This window comes from Methanosarcina sp. DH2 (genome assembly GCF_020804225.1).
Taxonomy (GTDB): Archaea; Halobacteriota; Methanosarcinia; order Methanosarcinales; family Methanosarcinaceae; genus Methanosarcina.
On record NZ_WJBI01000001.1, the window covers coordinates 497,751 to 515,199 of the forward strand.

The window sequence follows — 17,449 nt, forward strand, 5'->3', positions numbered from 1 at the left end:
GATTCGACGAGAGGACAGGCTTATCATACATTATTTTTTAAGATAATATTCAAAATCCAACGCTGCTTTTTATAAACATTTTTGAGAAACTAGAGTATAAGATTAGAATTTAAAGACTCACTATATTCTCTGATGCTTCAGGAAGTTATCTGATATGAAGGAGTTTTATTATTTCCCCAAGGACTAGAACAACCGTCTAACACAAAACGACCTTATAACTGAAAGTAATACATCTATGAATTACTTGGATTATCTCAAAATCTCCTGTTAGAAGAGTGCCTGAAAAATAAAAAATTCCTGTTCCAAAATAACGGTTAGTTTCTTATTTTCTATTTCTCTGTTTCTCTATTTTTCTATTTCTCTAGAAGGCTCTAATTTTTATGTTAGTCACATATAAATACAAGTACATCCAATTTTAATATTGAGGTTTTTATATTTCCTCTTCTTATAAATATAATGTAATAAATCACAATGGGAGTGATATATATGGCAGTAAGAAATCCAGTAGACTTGATTGCACTTATACTTGTTATAGTGGGTGGATTAAACTGGGGGCTCATAGGGCTCTTAGATTTTAACCTCGTAGCTGCTCTCTTTGGGGAAGGAAGTGCTCTTTCGAGAATTATCTACATACTTGTTGGTCTTGCAGCGCTTTATACGATTTATTTCGCTACAAGAGCTGATACATACCACACTCGAGATACCACAACACGTCACTAAGTGAAAAAAGATTGAAAAGCTCCTTTCCGATGTAATACTGTAAAAGGGGCCTTAATCAGCTGTATTTATTTCAGAAAGCTGAATATAAAATTAACAGAAGGTTATTTTTTTTCTTTTTATAAATTTTATTCTTATTTCTTTTTATCTTTATTCTTATCTAGTATTGCGATTCCGAAGTATGTTCACAAAAGTTGAAGTTTGAATATATCCAATGGTCACCAATTTTCCCATTAATTCCTAAATATACTCACAAAACTTGACTTTTGAATCCATTCAAGAATCACGAATTTTTTTATTAAATTAGGAATTCATTTTGGAATCAAGCACTAGTTTTTCGATTGTAACTAAATATCAGGTTTTATAGATATTAACAAATTTCAATACATATGATTTTACTGATATTTACTTTTATTAACTTATTTCTCATTTCATTTCTCTTTTTGAGTTTTCAATTCAGAAAGTACCTTTTCAGCATGCCCTGAAGCTCTTACGTTATCCCAGACCCGTACGATTTTTCCTTCCGGATTGATAAGGAAAGTTGTCCGAACAGCGCTTATAACATCCTTGCCCCTGAAGTGCTTGGGGTGCAGGACATCATATTTTTCGTGAACTTCCGCCTGCTCGTCGGAAAGAAGTTTTATTTTAAGCTCTTTCTTTTCTATAAATTTTCTGTGGGATTCCTCACTATCCCTGCTGACTCCCAGAATTACTGCATTTTCGGCTTCGATATCTTTTTTCAGGCAGCTGAAATTCTTGGCTTCCAGGCTGCAGCCCGGAGTATTGTCTCTCGGATAAAAGTACAGGACTACCCATTTTCCTCTGAGGTTTTCAAGGCATGTCCGATTCCCTTCCTGGTCCGGAAGGCAAAAATCAGGTGCAATTTGTCCTGGTTCTAGTGATGTCTTTGCCATATCTTTTCCCCCTGGTAAGTCCGTGCCGCATTATATGCGGTTGCAAAATAAATATTTAAAAATTATAGAACTTAATCTTATCATACAAGTTATATTTTTAATGTATTATTATTCTTACTTTATTTCTATTATATCTTTTGTTTTGCTCATCGTTCATTTTCCCTGCTCTGGTCTCATCTTTTTCTTCTCCAGGGCAGGACTGCCGCTTCAAATGCCAGGATCGGTCCTATTAGCCAGCCTGCCCAGAGTAAAAGCCCTGCAAGCCCTAAGCCAAAAAAGTAAAACTGCTTTCTTATGGGTTTTACGCCATATCCTTCATCTTTCAGACTCAGAATCAGGGCTGTAATTCCAAGCCCTATGCTGGCAAGGGCTAGAAAGACAGTAATGACTATTTCGGAAGAGTATGAACTCCTGCTCAATGAAATTAGCATCTGGAATATATATGATAGGCCTGTACCCAGAAAGAAAAGGCCTGCAAAAGTTCCTGACCAGCGCGCCGGATTGAATCCGGTTGCAGTTTCCTTTTTAAGTAAAATTGCCAGTACTCCGGCTGCAAGCGTCATTCCGAGAGGGAATAATATATAAAGCAGGCTCTGTCCTTCCCAACGGTAGATCCTTATCTGGTTCAGGGGAATTAACAGCCACTCGATAAGAGAAAAACTTTCCCTGTATCCCAGAATAACTCCATAATTGCCCCCTCTGTCAATGGAACTTACTGCTGCATAGTATATGCCGCTTTCCGGGGCCTGGAAGTCTGCCCGGGCGAGGGAATAGAAGGCGCTCGGGGTAAATCCTTCGTACGTTGCACTTTCAGTTCTTTCTCCCGAAAATACCTTTGTTCCGTATCCTTCAGGCACTTCTTCTTTTTGAGGCACCTCTCCTTCGTCAGGTAGCCCGGGTCCTATAAGAATCAGGTCCGGAGTAAAAAGCCGGCTCTCAGCCTGTACAGGGACAATCAGCCCTAATACGATTCTTTCCCCTTTTTCTACCTCAAAACTGTAGTACCGGGGGTCTTCTCCTGATAGCTGCCCGTAAAGGACCCTGGACTTTGCAGGATCTTCAATAGGAGTCGCTGTTTCAGGGCTTTTTCCTCCCCCTTCGAAAACAGGAACATGAGCAAGCGCAGGAGTAAGCAAAAAATACGTCCCTGCCACTAAAATAAACAGTAAGGCAGAATATCTTAATATCCACCGTTTCATAGACTATATTTTCACTTGCTGTCAGTAAATAGGTATCCGAATCTAGAATCAGAAACAAAATCCCGGACTTACGTTCTGGTTTAAAGTTAATTTCAGGCTTGATTGATTAAAATTCCCTGCCGAAAACCCTTTCTGAAATGCATTCAAAGTTCATCTTATGAGAATCTGGGATATTCCTCCTGAGAAAATGTGTCGGAACCATCTGTTAGGGGAGCATCGTGAACTACATGCCCTGTGGTCCATAATAACCAATAACAAAAAGGCTTATTCTCACCATCCTGAGACCCTGCGCTGGAAAGGGAAACTAAAAGCTCTCTACCTGAGGCATGAATCCCTGGTAAAGGAGATGACTGAAAGGGGTTATAAGCACCATACTCCGCTTGACCCTGCTCTTGCGACAGGGAAAGCTATGCAGGATGAGTTTGTAAATACTTATGAAGAACAGGTCCGGATTCTCAAGGAAAGAGGGTGCGAGTGCAGAGTCTGACCGTAAGTTTCAAAAAACTCACCGGTTATGAAAGTTCGCGTTCGATTTTTCCTGTACAGGGCTTTGCTCCTTCAGGAATTTCTTCTTGATAATGCTGGAAAAAGAACAGACAAGAGGAAATACATACAACGATTTGAATTGCAGTAATCTAATCCCATGTGAGTAGTTTCATAGGGTGAGAGAGGAATCCTAGTTGTGGACCGGGTGCCCAGGAAAAATAATATAATCTCGGATTTTTCCCCGGATATTCTCAACTTTACCTGAGACTTTTACATTCTTTATTTCAAATGGCTAGAAAGGAATTTTTGTACTTATAGTTATCGGTATCTTTTTATATAAAGAAGTCATTTATAGAGAGAGAAGTAAAGCAAAATGTATAAAGAGACAAGAAAAGCATATTCTGAAAGGGTTGCTCAAGAACTCCTCACCAGTTGAGGTATTAAAATATCAAGTGTTATAAAAATGTCATATCTCTTCAAGTACATCAGGCATTAGGGCAGTTCGTTTTCAAAATGCTACTTCTGGATTGGTTAAGAATCTAAAGGGATTTCAATGAATCTGGTGCTGGACGAAGAGGAAATATGGGTCCTTGAATGCATAAAAGAAGCCCATCTGGACCGGGGATTTCATATACGGGATGTGATTAAAAAAGCGAAGTCCGGATACGGATTATCCAGATCAACAGTTTACGAAATCGTAGGGTATATGGATTTTCACGGTCTGATAAAAACGAATAAATCCGGCAACCGCGAACTTGACCCGGATATACAGTATTTTGTAATCTGTCCGGGTTGCGGCGAAGAAATTCCCGGAAACGAATACGTCAAAGAAAACGGGAGAGCAATATGCGAGGACTGTTATCTGGAAGGGCACCAGAAAATAAAGTTTGCAGATCCTGTGGCAGTACGTTCTAAAAAACTTTTTAGAAAACAGCATGGGTTTGAAGGGACCGAAGGCCTGACCGAACTGCAAAAAGAAATCTATAATTTTATCCTGGAAGAAGGAGGGGCTACACCCGAAAAGGTCTCGAAACTCTTCAAGCTCACGCTGCAGGAAACCAGGAATCAGCTTGCAATACTGAGGCATTGTGAGCTTTTAAAATGGAGAAAAATGGGAGAAGAAATGTACATGGTGCCTTTTGACTCTTAAATTGTTTATGTAGCTTGATGCGCTCAGGCGGTGAAAGGTTGACAGAAAAAATCGATATGAATGAAAGGATGGAAGCAATGGCCGGACAACTTCCGGGAGTCATGAATGCTCTTATGGGGCTTCATTCGGAAGTTATCAAGGACGGAGCTTTAAGTGCCCGGACAAAAGAGCTGATGATGGTAGGGATTGCAGTTGCCCTGCGCTGTGAGTACTGCCTCTGGAAGCATGTTCCTGAGGCTGTAAGACTGGGAGCAACCCGTGAAGAGATTCTTGAGGCTGTAAGTACAGCAATACTGATGGCAGGCGGGCCTGCTGTAGCTTACGGGTCAGTAGTTGTTCTCAAAATTTTGGATGAACTGGATATCTGAAACTCTGGAGTGATAAAGATGGCAGAAGAAATAGTCAGCCCTGTTGCGTGTGCAGTCTGCGGGCGTGAACTGGCAGGGGAAGACAGTATCGAAGAAGAAGGCAAGGTTTTTTGTGAAGATTGTTATATAGAAGGTCACCACAAAATTCAGGCATGCAATCCATGGGCGGTTCGTTCTAAAAAAATATTCAGAGAAGAAGCCGGGCTTGAAGGGACTGAAGGCTTGACTGAATTGCAAAAAGCCATTTATGAGTTCGTTGTCTCCCGGGGTGGGGCAAAAAAGGATGAAATTGCAGAAAAATTTGGCATATCCCCACTGGAAACCGAAAACCAGTTTGCTCTCCTGAGGCACTGCGAGCTTTTAAAAGGGCAAAAACGGGCAGATGGCGTATACCTTGTACCTTTTAAGGACGAATAAGTCTAAATATATCTCAAAATTTATCATTAAATGTATAAATCTTTTATTTTTTCCCTTTCTAACCAGGCAGAGCCGTCTATAGGTTCTCTCCATAAGTGGAAACCTGCTCATAGCTGTATGCCTGCCCAAAACTGTTTCATTCTTGAAAACCAAATTCATATTCGAAACCCATAAATAACAACTTTTTATACGGTTAGCAGGTCTTTATAAGGTTGATAGGTTTTTACACAATTAAAGGCTTCAGGCAAGGTGTTTCATATGGATAGCTCAAAACCTTACTTTAATCCAGAAATAGAGGCCATGGATAGGGGAGAACTCGACGCTCTCATTGAGGAACGGGTACGGTATACGATAAAATATGCAGCTGAAAATTCCCCTTTTTACAGGAAATGGTTTGAAAAACACGGAGTAAGCCCGGGAGATATCAAAACCCACGAGGACCTTCTTGAACTTCCTATCATATCCGGGAAAACAATCCGGGAAAACCAGCCTCCTGAGATGAAGGATTTTATGTTCCGGAGTGTAGGCTGGGGAGATGTCTTCACTATTCATGAGACCAGTGGCACCAGTGGTACTCCCAAAAGCTTTTTTCTGACATGGGAGGACTGGGAGCGCTATGCGGAAAAATACGCCCGGATATTCAGGTCTCAGGGCTTCGGGCCCGGAGATAGGGTAGTTGTCTGTGCATCCTACGGCATGAATGTGGGGGCAAACACCATGACCCTTGCAGCCAGGCATGTAGGCATGAGCATTATCCCTGAAGGTAAGTGTACCTTTCCCCTGCGTGTTATTGAAACTTACAGGCCGACAGGCATAGTGGGCAGCGTGTTCAAACTTCTTAACCTTGCCCGCAGAATGCAGGCTGAAGGGATTGACCCCCAGCAGTCAGGCGTAAACAAACTGGTTGTTGGAGGTGAAGCCTTTGCTGAAGAGTCTAGAAACTATCTCTCGGAAATCTGGGGCTGCCCTGTTTATAACACCTACGGGAGTACGGAAGGGACGATGTGCGGGGAATGCAATGAAATCTCCGGACTGCACGTCCCTGAAGATTTTGTTCATCTTGATGTTTACGACCCGCACCTGAAGGACTTTGTGCCTGACGGGGAATGCGGAAGAGTTATCCTGAGCACGCTTCTGCCTGTTGGGGCAAAGGCAGGGAATCTTCTCCTAAACTATGATACCGATGATACTACTGTTGTCCTTACGCGCAAAACATGCTCCTGTGGAAGGACCCACATGAAAATACTCACTCCGCAGAGAGAGGCAGAAACAGTCTGGGTTGAAGGGACTCCTTTTAACCGCGTTGATGTGGAAAGGGGTGTGTTCCAGAGTGGAAATATGGACTACCTGACAGGAGAGTATGAAGCTTTTCTCTACGGCGGAGAAGATGAGGAAGAAACCGTCTTGAGAGTTAGTATTGAATGCGAAAATCCCGATGCCTGTGACAGAGATTTTATAATGGAAAATTTCAGCCGCTCTTTCCTTAAATATAAATATCCTCTTTCCCGGGCTTATGAAGACGGCACCTTCAAGATCCTCTTTAACTTTACGGGTCCCAGAGGGCTTGAGCTGTACAAAATTAAGGGAAGGCCGAAGAGGCTTGTGGACAGACGATGACTGGAAAGATCGGACCGAGTTATAAATACAAAGGATGATGACCAGCTCCAATTGTATAGGGGAAACTGCTGGTATTGAAAGAAAAACGGTATCAGTTGTTATAAGGAAAGTGGTACCGGCATTTAATGGATAATAAAATTATTTATTCAATGACTTCTCTATTTTCTTCGTTTTTGATTCTTTTTTAGTCCTGTTAACTTAGTTTTTTTTCTCCACTTAATCATTTTCTTTTAAATATTCTGCTTATTTATTCCTTTTGGATCCTTTTCCTTTTATTTTTATTTTTTATTTATTTTTGTCTCTCTTATTGGTTTATGGACACTTTGACCCTTTCATATATGCTAAGTTTTATAGTTCCCAAACATTAATATACTGAAGGATGAATTAACATATGAGCACAACTCTTTTATATTAATGGTCAAGTGAATAAAACATATATAGTAATACTCACAATAACTTAATGTATTATCTTTCGGATAAAATGCAAATTAATTGGTGATACGATGGAAACAGAACTTATGAGGATAGGGGTCTCCCTTCCCGACACTCTTCTTGGTAAATTTGATGAGATTATAGAAAAAAGAGGTTACTCTTCTCGCTCGGAAGGCATAAGGGACGCCATCAGGAGTTATATTTCCTACTACGAGTGGATGGGTGACATTAAAGGCCATCGTGTCGGGACTGTCGCTGTTATTTACGACCACACGAAACGCGGACTTTCAAATGCACTTGCAGATATACAGCACAACTACTCTCACCTGATTAAGTCCTCCGTGCATATCCACCTCGACCACGATAACTGTTTTGAAGTAATTGTTCTCGATGGGGACGGCGAAGAAATTAAAGAGCTTGCCGAAGCTATTATGTCCCTTAAAGGAGTAAAATTCTCAAAACTTACTACCGTAGCCTCAAACGATAAAATGTAATCCTCTTATCTTATCCTTCAGGGATACGAATCTACATACAAACGTTGTTACTTTAGGTTATTGAGAGACTTCAGATTTGTTAAATAGTAAACACTCTCTCAATTTCTTCAATTATCTTTTTTCAAAGTGCCTTTCAATGTGTTTCAGAAGAAGGTTTCCGAATTCCGTAAGGTAATATATCTGGAAACTGCGCTCTCTCCTTGAGTCCACGAGCCCTGCTTCCTTTAAAAGTTTGAGGTGGTAAGAAAGTGCAGAATGCTTCTGGTCCGTAGCTTCTACAAGGACACAGACACAGAGGCTCTGGATTTCTAGGGCTTTAAGAATCCTGAGGCGGGTTGGATCTGCAAGAACTTTAAACAGACTGACGATCTCTTCAAAGTCTTCATTCAGTGCCTTATGAACAGCTTCAAGCACATCTTCCGGAAGAGAATAAGCATCCCGGACTTCTATTATTTTTTTCTCAGACATTTCTTCCACTCGTACCTTTTTTGCACTTAACATAGAGCTCATCCAAAAACTAATTGCTCATAGATTAAGGCAAAGCATGCGGCTGTCAATTTAACTCTCTGGTTAAAGATTGCGTTTATTCATTTTTCCAATTTTAAATTAACTTCTTTTTCATTTCTAAATTACCCTGTTTTTATTGCAGCCCAAAGCTTCGGGACGGAATTTAAGCTTCCTTACTTTTCAGCCTTGAAAAATTTTATCTGCAATTTTTTTGCTGGTTTTTCTTTTCAGGCTTTTTCTTTTCAGGCTTTTTCTTTTCAGGCTATTACATTCCTTTTAAAGTCTCGGTATTCGTTGAAAGAACCTCTCTCCATCTGAGCCCGAGGCCAGATAGGGCAAGCCCTCCTCCAAGCAATGTAATTGAGTTCTTTATTATGTGATCAAGTACAGCGACCGTAAATCCCAGTTCCGGTCTGATACCTCCAAGCCCGAAAACTGCAGTAAGGGCAACTTCATAAGTCCCTATAGCTCCGGGAGTGATCGGAAAAGTTTTTGCAATATTTCCCAGGGCCACTGCCAGGAAGATCAGGGATATCGTGAATGGCGAAGACATATCTATCCCGGCTGTCGGAAATGCTTTCAAAACCAGAAAACAGGTGAAGATATCCATAGCCCATATAAGAAGGGAGGATGCAACCACTGCGATAAACGCTCCAGGACGGACCGTAACAACGCTCATCTGGTGGATAAAGGTGGATGCGAATTCCTTTATTTTATTAAATGGTTCACCGGAAGAACTTGCAGAAGCCTTTTCTCTACTTACTTTTTTCCTGTGGCTCTCCCTATAAGATAACGCAAAAAGGGCTGCAAAGAAGAGGATGACTGCAATCCCTGATAACTTGATCAGGGATTCCATCCAGGAAGCAAGTTCTAACCTGGCAGCTACACCTGAAGAAGCAAGTATGGCAATGAAAGTGATTGCAATTATGTCAAAGACCCTTTCCACGGTCAGAGAGGAAAGGCTTGTTGTAAAGGCAAGGTCTTTACTTTTCTTCAGGATATACATCCTGCTAAGATCTCCGATTCGTGCAGGAAGGATTACGTTTGCAGATTGGCTGATGAAAATACTTCCTGTAAGAAACCCAAGCCCATAATGATTTCCGAGCCTGTTAAGGATCTGCTGGAAACGGACTCCCCTGAGCGGCCATGAGACACAATAAACAAGAGAAGCAAGACCCAGGGTGCCCATAGACACCTGTTTTATATTTTCCAGAACATCGGATGCACCCAGAAAGGTCGCAGCAAGTGCGAGAATCAGAAGTGCAAGAAAGGCTGTTATAAATATTTTTCCTTTCCCTGAAACTAAGCTCGGGAAGAAGAGCTCCCACCAGAGGCGGAAAATCTCTGATCCCATTCCAACAATATCCTTTGCAAAATTGACCTTGCTTGACCCTCCGTGCCTCCAGTACACAGGGAACTCAAGAACGCTGTATCCGCGGTGCTGGGCTCTTACCAGCAATTCTGTATCCCAGAACCAGTGCTGGTTCTCAATTTCATCGAGCAATCCAAAAAGAGGACCTCTCCTGAATGCCTTAAAACCGCACTGGTGGTCATAAAGTTTTGAATGCAAAAGAAACCTGACCATGGAGTTGTATCCTCTGCTTGCAAACTCCCGTTTAAAAGGCCTTTTTGCATCGCTTTCGGGCATTATTCTCGAACCGGTGGCAAAATCATAGCCATCCGTACTTACAGCTCTGACCAGTTTTTCCAGATAACTCATATCTGTTGCAAGATCAACATCAATATAGCAGAGCACCTCTCCTGAGGCTGCCTTAAAAGCTCTGTTCAGAGCTCTTCCTCTCCCCTGTCGTTCATCGGAATGCAGGTGTTTGACATAAGAGTACTGTTCCGAAAGCCTTGAAGCTATCCGGTCCGTACCGTCCGTGCTTCCGTCCTCTGCTATGATGATCTCAAAAGAATTGGTTATCTTTGAAAGAGTCTCTGCTGTTATCGAGACTGTATTTTCTATCCTGGCTGCTTCGTTGTAAGCGGGCAGAACTACCGAGACGCTGGTTATACGAACGACCTCTTGATGTTTATAATATTAATTGAGTTTTATGCTGATTGCAATTTCATATAAATTTTATAAACTCGAATAATTCCATATTTATAAAATGCATTTGTGAAATCTGTTTTGAAGCGTATTTATGAAAAGTATTTATGAAACAATGTTTAGATATTGAAATAAATGATATATTTGTCTAAACTGCAATTTTTTTGCCTGAACCAGCTTTCTCTCTGAAAACAGACAATTATATCTCCTTTTTACGGACCTTTCTTTAATTTATATATTGTGACTGAGCCCTGATAAACCGGTTCAAAATAGGTTTCGTTTTCGAATTTATCCAGGTTTACCTGATATATCTGCCGTTCAAGCTGACCGATATATACATAACTTATGTTATATTTATTCATGAGCTCAAGAGCTTCCCTTTCACTGCCAGATGAATAAATCGAGCGAACATCTTCTATCCTCTCTCTGACTTCTGCATGGTCTCTTCCCCAGAACCGCTCATGCCTTGCCCACCCGACAACTGTGGGAAGCCCGGTATTTGCAGAAACCCGGGATGTGTAACTGTAACTGCTATCATCCTCAGAAGCCTCAAGAATTATCGGAGATCCTTCGATATTCTCCTGCATCCACAGTATGGCATTGTAGTCTCCCCTGTCCAGTTCTTTCATGTATTCCATTCCGTCAAGGGAAGGCATAGCATCCATATCTTTTATCCTCGTGAAGGTTGATACTACAGGAAAAAAGGCACAGGAAATGACAAGGAGCACAAGTACAGCTACCCATGCTTTTTTTACAGCTCCTTTCAAAGATGTTCTGTTTCCAAACTTACCCGGGTAACGAAAACTAAATTCGTAGTACGAATAAGAGGCTGCAATAGCAAGAAAAATCCATAAATGCATGTAAAATTTGAAAACCGTGTTCATACGGGCAAACTCCCCTGATATGGGGTCGTCAAGGAAAATAACTTCGCAGAGTAAGGCGATAAAGGCAGCTGTCGCTATCAGAAGAGACACAAATCCTGCTGCGCTCCTTTCTGGGAGGTCCTTCAGAAAGATAAACAAAGAAAGAGAAAGTAGGGGTAAAAAGATCGTAAGCAGTGGAATAGCATATGCTTCCGAGAGCATTGCTGAGACCCCAATCCAGAGGGCAAAAAATCCTAATTTTTTTCCAGAGTCCAGGCGGGTTACAAGGAAAGAGAAGACCAGAAACAGGAAAAGTCCGAAAAGGATCAGGAATTTATTGACCTCTGTCCTGAATTCCGGCACAACAAAATCAAGTCCTCCTGCTGCCTGGGGATTAAAAAACAAATAAAAAGGCAAATAGGGCAGGAAACTGAAGATAGAAATAAGAATGATTGAATTGGAAAATCTTGCAACAGCACCGAATAAATTTCTATTATATCTATAATTTCCGTAATAAAACGCAAAAATAACAAAAAGTGTCAGACCGAAATATACAGGGAAATCCCAGGAATTGAATGGAAATAAAAAGCCGAGGGAAACTGAAAATATAAGAAGTGCCAGGCTGTTTTCAAATATTGAGCTACCATTTTTCCTGAAATAAATATTCAGGAGAAAGACAAGTATAAGCAACTGGAACGGGATTGCAAGCATATGAGAATGCAGGTCTCCGTGTATGAAGCTGAAGTATGGGAATTCATTTATTGTAAAAGGGATGACTCTTGAGCTGCTCCAGTAGTACCCTCTTGAGATTGGTTCATGATGGATATACATGGATATGAATTCTATAAGCCCCTGCAGGTTTCCGAGCAGCATTCCGAAGCCTGCAGTTAGGAGGCCGTATTTAATTTTTCCATGTGTGAGATTGTACCCGAGACCGAAGAAGGCATTCAGGGACAGGGCAAAGGTCAGTGCAATTGCCAGGTTAAAAAGTATAGAGGGTTTGACGGCACCGAGTTTTCCAATGACTGCTACAGAAAGATACCCGAAATAGTAATAAAAATCCATGAGCCCGCCTGCAAACCAGGGATCCGGGGGAGGGAACGAAGTTGTTTTTACCACTGCGTTTAAAAATGCAAAATCCATAAACTTCTCGTGTCTGTATATCTCGGGCAGGTAAATGCGTACGAGCAAGAAAAAAAAGAAACCTGAAGCGAACACTAATTCATTCATGATCAAAATTTTCTTGCTCGGGAAAAACCTCTGTTTTCGGTAAAGGACAATAGATATAAGGCAAAGCACAATGAATGCGATCAGGACCGTAGTACGGCTGAAACCCAGTATATACGAAAAAACCCAGGAAAGATAGGTGACAAGTATAATTCCAAGGATCCTGGCTACAGAATATCCTCCGTCAGCAAGCCTGCTTCCTGCACTTTTAGTGAGCGGAATCGAAATAAAGCCCAGGGCTTCTATAAGGAAAAACCATAAAATTATATGTAAATATTCTAACACTTTCCCCTTCCCCTACGTGTAAAGCGCAGTCTTTCAATTGAAGTTCACTCTTCAGTTTTCTGGCAAAATGCAGTTCCTTAGATATGCTTTAAACTGAAACCCCAAACTTCAAACCTGAAGCACGCTCTTCAAACCACGGTTGTAATTCGTACCCTCCTCAAATTACACCGCTGGAAATTTCATTTAACTGCGATACTAACGTATTTTCCGTACGTTGCATTCTGCACAAAATTATGTCCCTGAGTTTTCCGTACAAAGCGCATCCGGTGACCCCACTCTAATCCGGAACAGCTTTTATGATCCAGTAAACCCTCAGGAGGTTTTTTAAATATGTCCCCACATGTATTATTTCCGTTTTTTTAAATCTGTCAGGAGAGACATATTCTGATAATATATATTTTGTTAATATGCTTATATTTCTGTCGAGCGCGAACTTCTTTTTCTTTTCCTTTCTGTTTTATTTTTCGAATCAATCTTTCAAATTATTTAAACAAATTCATAATACGTTTGTTATAACACATTTTTAAAATAGGCCTTTGTAAATAATGGTAACCATGAAAATGCAGATTAACGGAAAAGCTGCAGGAGCTTCCGGAAGCGAGTTTTTTGATGTTAAAAACCCTGCAACAGGTGAACTTATCGAGCAGGTTCCGAGAGGTACGGAAGATGATGTTGCTCTTGCGGTAGAAGCTGCAGTATCAGCTTTTCAAGGCTGGGCCTCCACATCTCCGCAGCATAGAGGTGTGGTTTTTTACAGGGCTGCAGGGATTGTCAGGCAGAGAAAGGAGGAGCTTGCTGCCCTGCTTACACAGGAACAGGGAAAACCTCTTGCAGAAGCCAGGAACGAAATAGAAGGATTTGCACATGTGCTTGAATACTACTGCGGGCTTTCAAGCAATCAGCGAGGAGATTTTATTCCTGTCCCGGGAAATGGGTATGCTTTTACCGTTAAAAACCCCCTCGGAGTCTGCGCAGCAATAATTCCCTGGAACATGCCTGCCCTGATTATGGGCTGGAAAATTGTCCCGGCTTTGATTTCAGGCAATACTTTTGTGTTAAAGCCGTCAAGCAACACTCCGCTTACGAACCTTACTCTGGCTTCTATCCTGACCGAAGCCGGCTTGCCTGAAGGTGTGCTTAATGTGATCACAGGTCCTGGCGAGACTGCAGGAGAGAGCCTTATCCGCAATCCCTATGTAAAAAAAATATCTTTTACGGGAGAAGCCAGAACAGGAAAACGAGTAGCCGAACTTGCAGCCGGCGGGATGAAAAGGGTTACTCTTGAGCTGGGTGGAAGTGACCCCATGCTTGTGTGTGATGATGCCAATCTCGAAAGTGCAGTTGCAGGAGCCCTCCGGGGGAGATTTTACAATTGTGGTCAGACCTGCACGGCTGTCAAGAGGCTGTATATTTTTGAATCCATTGCTGAAGAATTCATAAAAAAACTCGAAGCAGGCGTCCGGAGCTTAAGAGTCGGAAATGGGCTGGATAAAAGTACCGATATGGGACCTCTTAACAACCTCCGTCAGATGGAGTATCTGAAAGGGCTTATAGACGAAATTGAGGAGAAGGATGAAGGCAGGATAATTACCGGTGGAAAAGTTCCTGATTTCAAAGATTCTGATAAAGGGTACTTCTTTGAACCCACTCTCGTCTCAGAAGTTCCCGGAGACTCGAGGCTTTTAAAAGAAGAAGTCTTTGGTCCTTTACTGCCTGTAGTCACGGTAAAAAATCTGGATGAAGCAATAGAAGAAGCTAACAATAGCAGTTACGGGCTTGGTGCATCTATCTGGACAAAAGATTTAGACCGGGCACGGATGGGATGTGAGCAATTAAATGCAGGGATTATATGGGTTAACCAGCACCTGAAGGTAGCTCCCGAAGTTCCTTTCGGAGGAGTTAAAGAAAGCGGTTTTGGAAGAGAGAATGGGCCTGATGCTCTTTCCGAATATCTGGAAACCAAAACCATAATGTTAAAAACCTGAATACCGGAGCTGGCTGTTAAAATCCTTTGTTAAGACTTTGATGCTAAAAGGTTGAAGACTAAATACCTTACAGACTAGGCAAAAACAGAATCTGGTGAACAGAATCTGGTAAACAGAACCTGGTAAACAGAGTTTAATAAAACAGAATTTAATCGAGCAAAATCTATAAGTTCTTTCGTTTGAAAGCCATAAAATAAAGATTTTCGATGAGCCTCCATCAGCCGGCTCACCGAGTTTTTAAGTAAACTGATAAGTAAACTGATGTTTTATCTTTGCAGCTTACTTTTTGTACTTGGGCAGAAGCTGCATGAATTCGGAAGCTTCCATTACGGGGACGCTGTCAATCACGCAGACATCGGACCATGGCAGGTTGAAGGCTCCGTAAGCCTCGGCACTTTCTGCTTCGTAAAGAATGTAATAACGGTTTCCGGAAAGGTCAACCCACTGGTTGATAACATCAATTCCTTCGGGAATTTCAAGTTTCTTAAAGTGTTCAAGGATTCTATCACGATTCGAAGGATCCCAGGTACTAACGTCCATGAATAACATCTTTTACCACTCCTTTTATTTTTATGCCACCAATACCCCTTCCCGGAAGCTCAGGCAGCTTCTTTTCAGCATCCGGGTTATTTTTTGAGAGATCGGGCTTAATGGAAAACATATATGTTGCCCTATGCCAACCCTTGCGGGTATGACCTGTGCGCCCCCAAAAAGCCTTTTTACGGCGAAATTCTGAACATTTTTTAAGTTTTCTCTGCCTCTCCTTTATCTGCCACTTTCAAATCCCCAAGAGTGACAGACCCGGTAAGACAGGTAGCCTTGCAGAAAGAAATTCTGCAGGCACAGACAGTATAATATCATCCCTTAGGCTATATAATAGTTCGTCCGAAGGGATTGTTTTGAGTTAAATATTCTCATTAATATACATAACTTTATTTTTCAGATTTTATATTTAAGCCTGAATGGTCCCCAATAAATCAATTAATATTATTCAGCGTACTCGAAAAGAGATTCTCCTATTTTTATCCTTTCGCCGTGCTGGTATACAACCGGCCCGCAAGTAAAGCGTGAAAAAACAACAGTATAGCCAATAATATTAAGAAAAGTTGATGCTATAGAAAGTATGCCTGGGTTGGGAATACTTTTCTTGATCCCGAAACCACTTTTCTGCTTGTTTTTCTGGTCATTTTACTTCTCTGTTATTTTCCAGCTTCTCATAAGTTACTCACTCCACCTGCTGCTTTTTACTTTCTTTTTTACCGGGTTTTAGTTTCTTGTTATTTATTTTTAATTTCTTTTTCTTTCATGAGTAGCTCCGCCGATTCAAACCCTGCTTTCACCGAGCCGTTCATGCTCCTTTCCGGGTAATTGGTTGAAGAGAACATTCCTGCAAGGTAGAGTCCGTAAGGACCTGCAGCAAAAGGAAGTACTTTTTCAAGATAACCCTGTTCGTATACGGGAGCAGTATCTATTCTACGGTAGAGCTTTGTCCAGTGAACTCTACTTCTTGAGAATTCGGGAAACATTCTTTCAAGCCCTTTCATATAGGATTCTATAACATCTTCTTCTTTTTGTGTCCAGAGATTGCTCTTTTCGTTCTGGAAGTAAGATGTTATGTACACAAGGTGTTCTCCATAATCTTCAAAAGGCACGTAATTAGTATGTTCGATTACGGCTCCAAAAGGCACATCTGCTTTTATGTTCAACCAGTAATTTCCATTTTTCATGAGCCTTATGTCAAGTCCTATCAGAGCACATGCTGTTCCTTGATAACGGATATCCCTTAGGGTTTCATGCAGAGCTCCAAGCTTGCCTCCGGTGATTGCATCCAATACCACTGGTTCTACAGTTGAAATAATTGCGTCGCAGGCGATGAATTCCCCACCAGTTACCACTCCCTGTACGGCATTGTCTTTAATCACAATTTCCGTTACTTCCCTGCCTGTTCTAATTTCTCCTCCGTTTGCAGTTATTTCCCCTGCCAGGGCTTCTACGAGGGAATTAAACCCTCCTCGCATGTACCCCAGTTTCTCTCCTTCTTTTCCCCTATCAGACCTTATTTTCACCCTTCCGATAAGCCATGCAGCAGAAACACTGTCGGCATTGTCTCCGAATTTACTTTTCATAAGAGGAGCAAAAAAGTTTTCGTACACGGATTTTCCTGCAGTATCGAGAATCCAGTCCTTTGCCTTTATCCTGTCATAAGGAGTTGTATCTTTTATCAGTCTGATCCTGAAGACCAGCAGGCCAAGCTTTACCAGGTCAAGCGTGGAAAGAGGTTTAAAATGCAGGATCTCAAAAGGTGTATTCATAGGGTAGTTTTTACCGTCCACGAAATAGGCGTTTTTTGCTTCCAGCCACAGCATCTGCTTTTCGAGCCCGAGTTCTTTTATAAGGGTAAGAAGTTCGGAATCACTTCTGAATATATGATGGTAGTACCTTTCAATAAAATATTTTTTTCCGGAGTGTTCCAGACAGTAGCTTGCTGCCATTCCCCCAATATCCGGATCTCTTTCAAAAACGATTACTTCGTTAGATTTACAGAGTCTGTAACCTGCTGACAAACCTGCAAGCCCGCTTCCGATTATTACTATTTTCATGCTATACTTTTTCCTTCCGTTCCTTAAATTTTTTTAAACTAAGCCCTGATAATTGGTATTTTAATCCCTGATAATTGGTATTTACAATATGTGATTTCTATATAGAGAAATAGATAGATTTAACATTTTTTTCCA

16 protein-coding genes are annotated in these 17,449 nt (G+C 41.3%); 8 read left to right on the forward strand and 8 right to left on the reverse strand.

Translation table 11 applies throughout. From position 1 onward, the window contains the following. Positions 1 to 486: 486 nt before the first annotated feature. Entirely contained in the window at positions 487 to 720 is a 234-nt protein-coding gene (locus FXV91_RS02115) for a DUF378 domain-containing protein (RefSeq protein WP_229387866.1), read from the forward strand. A gap of 428 nt (positions 721 to 1,148) precedes the next feature. Here the strand turns inward: FXV91_RS02115 and FXV91_RS02120 are convergent, their stop codons facing one another. Beyond that, positions 1,149 to 1,631, reverse strand: a complete 483-nt coding sequence (locus FXV91_RS02120) for a peroxiredoxin (protein ID WP_229387869.1) — start codon at positions 1,629 to 1,631, stop codon at positions 1,149 to 1,151. 173 nt (positions 1,632 to 1,804) lie between these two features. Then, entirely contained in the window at positions 1,805 to 2,767 is a 963-nt protein-coding gene (locus tag FXV91_RS02125; RefSeq protein WP_229387872.1) for a hypothetical protein, read from the reverse strand. 220 nt (positions 2,768 to 2,987) lie between these two features. Between FXV91_RS02125 and FXV91_RS02130 the strand changes: the two genes are divergently transcribed. The 6 genes from FXV91_RS02130 (at position 2,988) to nikR (ending at position 7,794) form a co-directional block, all read left to right on the forward strand. Beyond that, entirely contained in the window at positions 2,988 to 3,317 is a 330-nt protein-coding gene (locus FXV91_RS02130; RefSeq protein WP_229387874.1) for a pyrimidine dimer DNA glycosylase/endonuclease V, read from the forward strand. 552 nt (positions 3,318 to 3,869) lie between these two features. Beyond that, entirely contained in the window at positions 3,870 to 4,466 is a 597-nt protein-coding gene (locus FXV91_RS02135; RefSeq protein ID WP_229387876.1) for a hypothetical protein, read from the forward strand. Between the two features lie 38 nt (positions 4,467 to 4,504). Beyond that, positions 4,505 to 4,834 (forward strand): carboxymuconolactone decarboxylase family protein, encoded by a 330-nt coding sequence (locus tag FXV91_RS02140; RefSeq protein WP_229387878.1) that lies wholly within the window; start codon positions 4,505 to 4,507, stop codon positions 4,832 to 4,834. Between the two features lie 18 nt (positions 4,835 to 4,852). Further along, on the forward strand, positions 4,853 to 5,251 hold the full coding sequence (locus FXV91_RS02145) for an LIM domain-containing protein (RefSeq protein WP_229387880.1): 399 nt from the start codon (positions 4,853 to 4,855) through the stop codon (positions 5,249 to 5,251). A gap of 258 nt (positions 5,252 to 5,509) precedes the next feature. Beyond that, positions 5,510 to 6,868 carry a coenzyme F390 synthetase gene (ftsA, locus tag FXV91_RS02150; RefSeq protein WP_229387882.1) on the forward strand — a complete coding sequence of 453 codons (1,359 nt, stop codon included), beginning with the start codon at positions 5,510 to 5,512 and terminating at the stop codon, positions 6,866 to 6,868. 503 nt (positions 6,869 to 7,371) lie between these two features. Next, positions 7,372 to 7,794: a nickel-responsive transcriptional regulator NikR gene (gene nikR, locus FXV91_RS02155; RefSeq protein ID WP_229387884.1), complete on the forward strand. Its 423-nt coding sequence runs from the start codon at positions 7,372 to 7,374 to the stop codon at positions 7,792 to 7,794. Between the two features lie 111 nt (positions 7,795 to 7,905). Here the strand turns inward: nikR and FXV91_RS02160 are convergent, their stop codons facing one another. The 3 genes from FXV91_RS02160 to FXV91_RS02170 form a co-directional block, all read right to left on the reverse strand. Further along, complete coding sequence (locus FXV91_RS02160; protein ID WP_229387886.1) at positions 7,906 to 8,262, reverse strand: metalloregulator ArsR/SmtB family transcription factor; 357 nt, start codon at positions 8,260 to 8,262, stop codon at positions 7,906 to 7,908. 304 nt (positions 8,263 to 8,566) lie between these two features. Further along, positions 8,567 to 10,318 carry a flippase-like domain-containing protein gene (locus tag FXV91_RS02165; RefSeq protein ID WP_229388575.1) on the reverse strand — a complete coding sequence of 584 codons (1,752 nt, stop codon included), beginning with the start codon at positions 10,316 to 10,318 and terminating at the stop codon, positions 8,567 to 8,569. Between the two features lie 248 nt (positions 10,319 to 10,566). Beyond that, complete coding sequence (locus tag FXV91_RS02170; RefSeq protein WP_229387888.1) at positions 10,567 to 12,729, reverse strand: DUF2298 domain-containing protein; 2,163 nt, start codon at positions 12,727 to 12,729, stop codon at positions 10,567 to 10,569. 545 nt (positions 12,730 to 13,274) lie between these two features. Here FXV91_RS02170 and FXV91_RS02175 point away from each other — a divergent pair. Further along, on the forward strand, positions 13,275 to 14,714 hold the full coding sequence (locus tag FXV91_RS02175; protein ID WP_229387891.1) for an aldehyde dehydrogenase family protein: 1,440 nt from the start codon (positions 13,275 to 13,277) through the stop codon (positions 14,712 to 14,714). Between the two features lie 279 nt (positions 14,715 to 14,993). Here the strand turns inward: FXV91_RS02175 and FXV91_RS02180 are convergent, their stop codons facing one another. The 3 genes from FXV91_RS02180 to FXV91_RS02185 form a co-directional block, all read right to left on the reverse strand. After that, positions 14,994 to 15,263 (reverse strand): DUF3303 family protein, encoded by a 270-nt coding sequence (locus FXV91_RS02180; RefSeq protein WP_229387894.1) that lies wholly within the window; start codon positions 15,261 to 15,263, stop codon positions 14,994 to 14,996. Beyond that, complete coding sequence (locus FXV91_RS19615; RefSeq protein ID WP_255679848.1) at positions 15,244 to 15,375, reverse strand: hypothetical protein; 132 nt, start codon at positions 15,373 to 15,375, stop codon at positions 15,244 to 15,246. Before FXV91_RS19615 ends, FXV91_RS02180 begins: the two co-directional genes overlap by 20 nt. 616 nt (positions 15,376 to 15,991) lie before the next feature. Continuing rightward, positions 15,992 to 17,314 carry an NAD(P)/FAD-dependent oxidoreductase gene (locus FXV91_RS02185; RefSeq protein WP_229387897.1) on the reverse strand — a complete coding sequence of 441 codons (1,323 nt, stop codon included), beginning with the start codon at positions 17,312 to 17,314 and terminating at the stop codon, positions 15,992 to 15,994. Between the last annotated feature and the right edge of the window lie 135 nt (positions 17,315 to 17,449).

Bases quoted from the DNA above. Each gene is read 5' to 3' on its own strand.
- FXV91_RS02185 (WP_229387897.1), bottom strand. From the start codon at position 17,314: ATGAAAATAGTAATAATCGGAAGCGGGCTTGCAGGTTTGTCAGCAGGT.
- FXV91_RS02115 (WP_229387866.1), top strand. From the start codon at position 487: ATGGCAGTAAGAAATCCAGTAGACTTGATTGCACTTATACTTGTTATA.
- FXV91_RS02130 (WP_229387874.1), top strand. From the start codon at position 2,988: ATGAGAATCTGGGATATTCCTCCTGAGAAAATGTGTCGGAACCATCTG.
- FXV91_RS02160 (WP_229387886.1), bottom strand. From the start codon at position 8,262: ATGTCTGAGAAAAAAATAATAGAAGTCCGGGATGCTTATTCTCTTCCG.
- FXV91_RS02175 (WP_229387891.1), top strand. From the start codon at position 13,275: ATGGTAACCATGAAAATGCAGATTAACGGAAAAGCTGCAGGAGCTTCC.
- ftsA (WP_229387882.1), top strand. From the start codon at position 5,510: ATGGATAGCTCAAAACCTTACTTTAATCCAGAAATAGAGGCCATGGAT.
- FXV91_RS02135 (WP_229387876.1), top strand. From the start codon at position 3,870: ATGAATCTGGTGCTGGACGAAGAGGAAATATGGGTCCTTGAATGCATA.
- FXV91_RS02120 (WP_229387869.1), bottom strand. From the start codon at position 1,631: ATGGCAAAGACATCACTAGAACCAGGACAAATTGCACCTGATTTTTGC.
- FXV91_RS02145 (WP_229387880.1), top strand. From the start codon at position 4,853: ATGGCAGAAGAAATAGTCAGCCCTGTTGCGTGTGCAGTCTGCGGGCGT.
- FXV91_RS02180 (WP_229387894.1), bottom strand. From the start codon at position 15,263: ATGTTATTCATGGACGTTAGTACCTGGGATCCTTCGAATCGTGATAGA.
- nikR (WP_229387884.1), top strand. From the start codon at position 7,372: ATGGAAACAGAACTTATGAGGATAGGGGTCTCCCTTCCCGACACTCTT.
- FXV91_RS19615 (WP_255679848.1), bottom strand. From the start codon at position 15,375: ATGTTTTCCATTAAGCCCGATCTCTCAAAAAATAACCCGGATGCTGAA.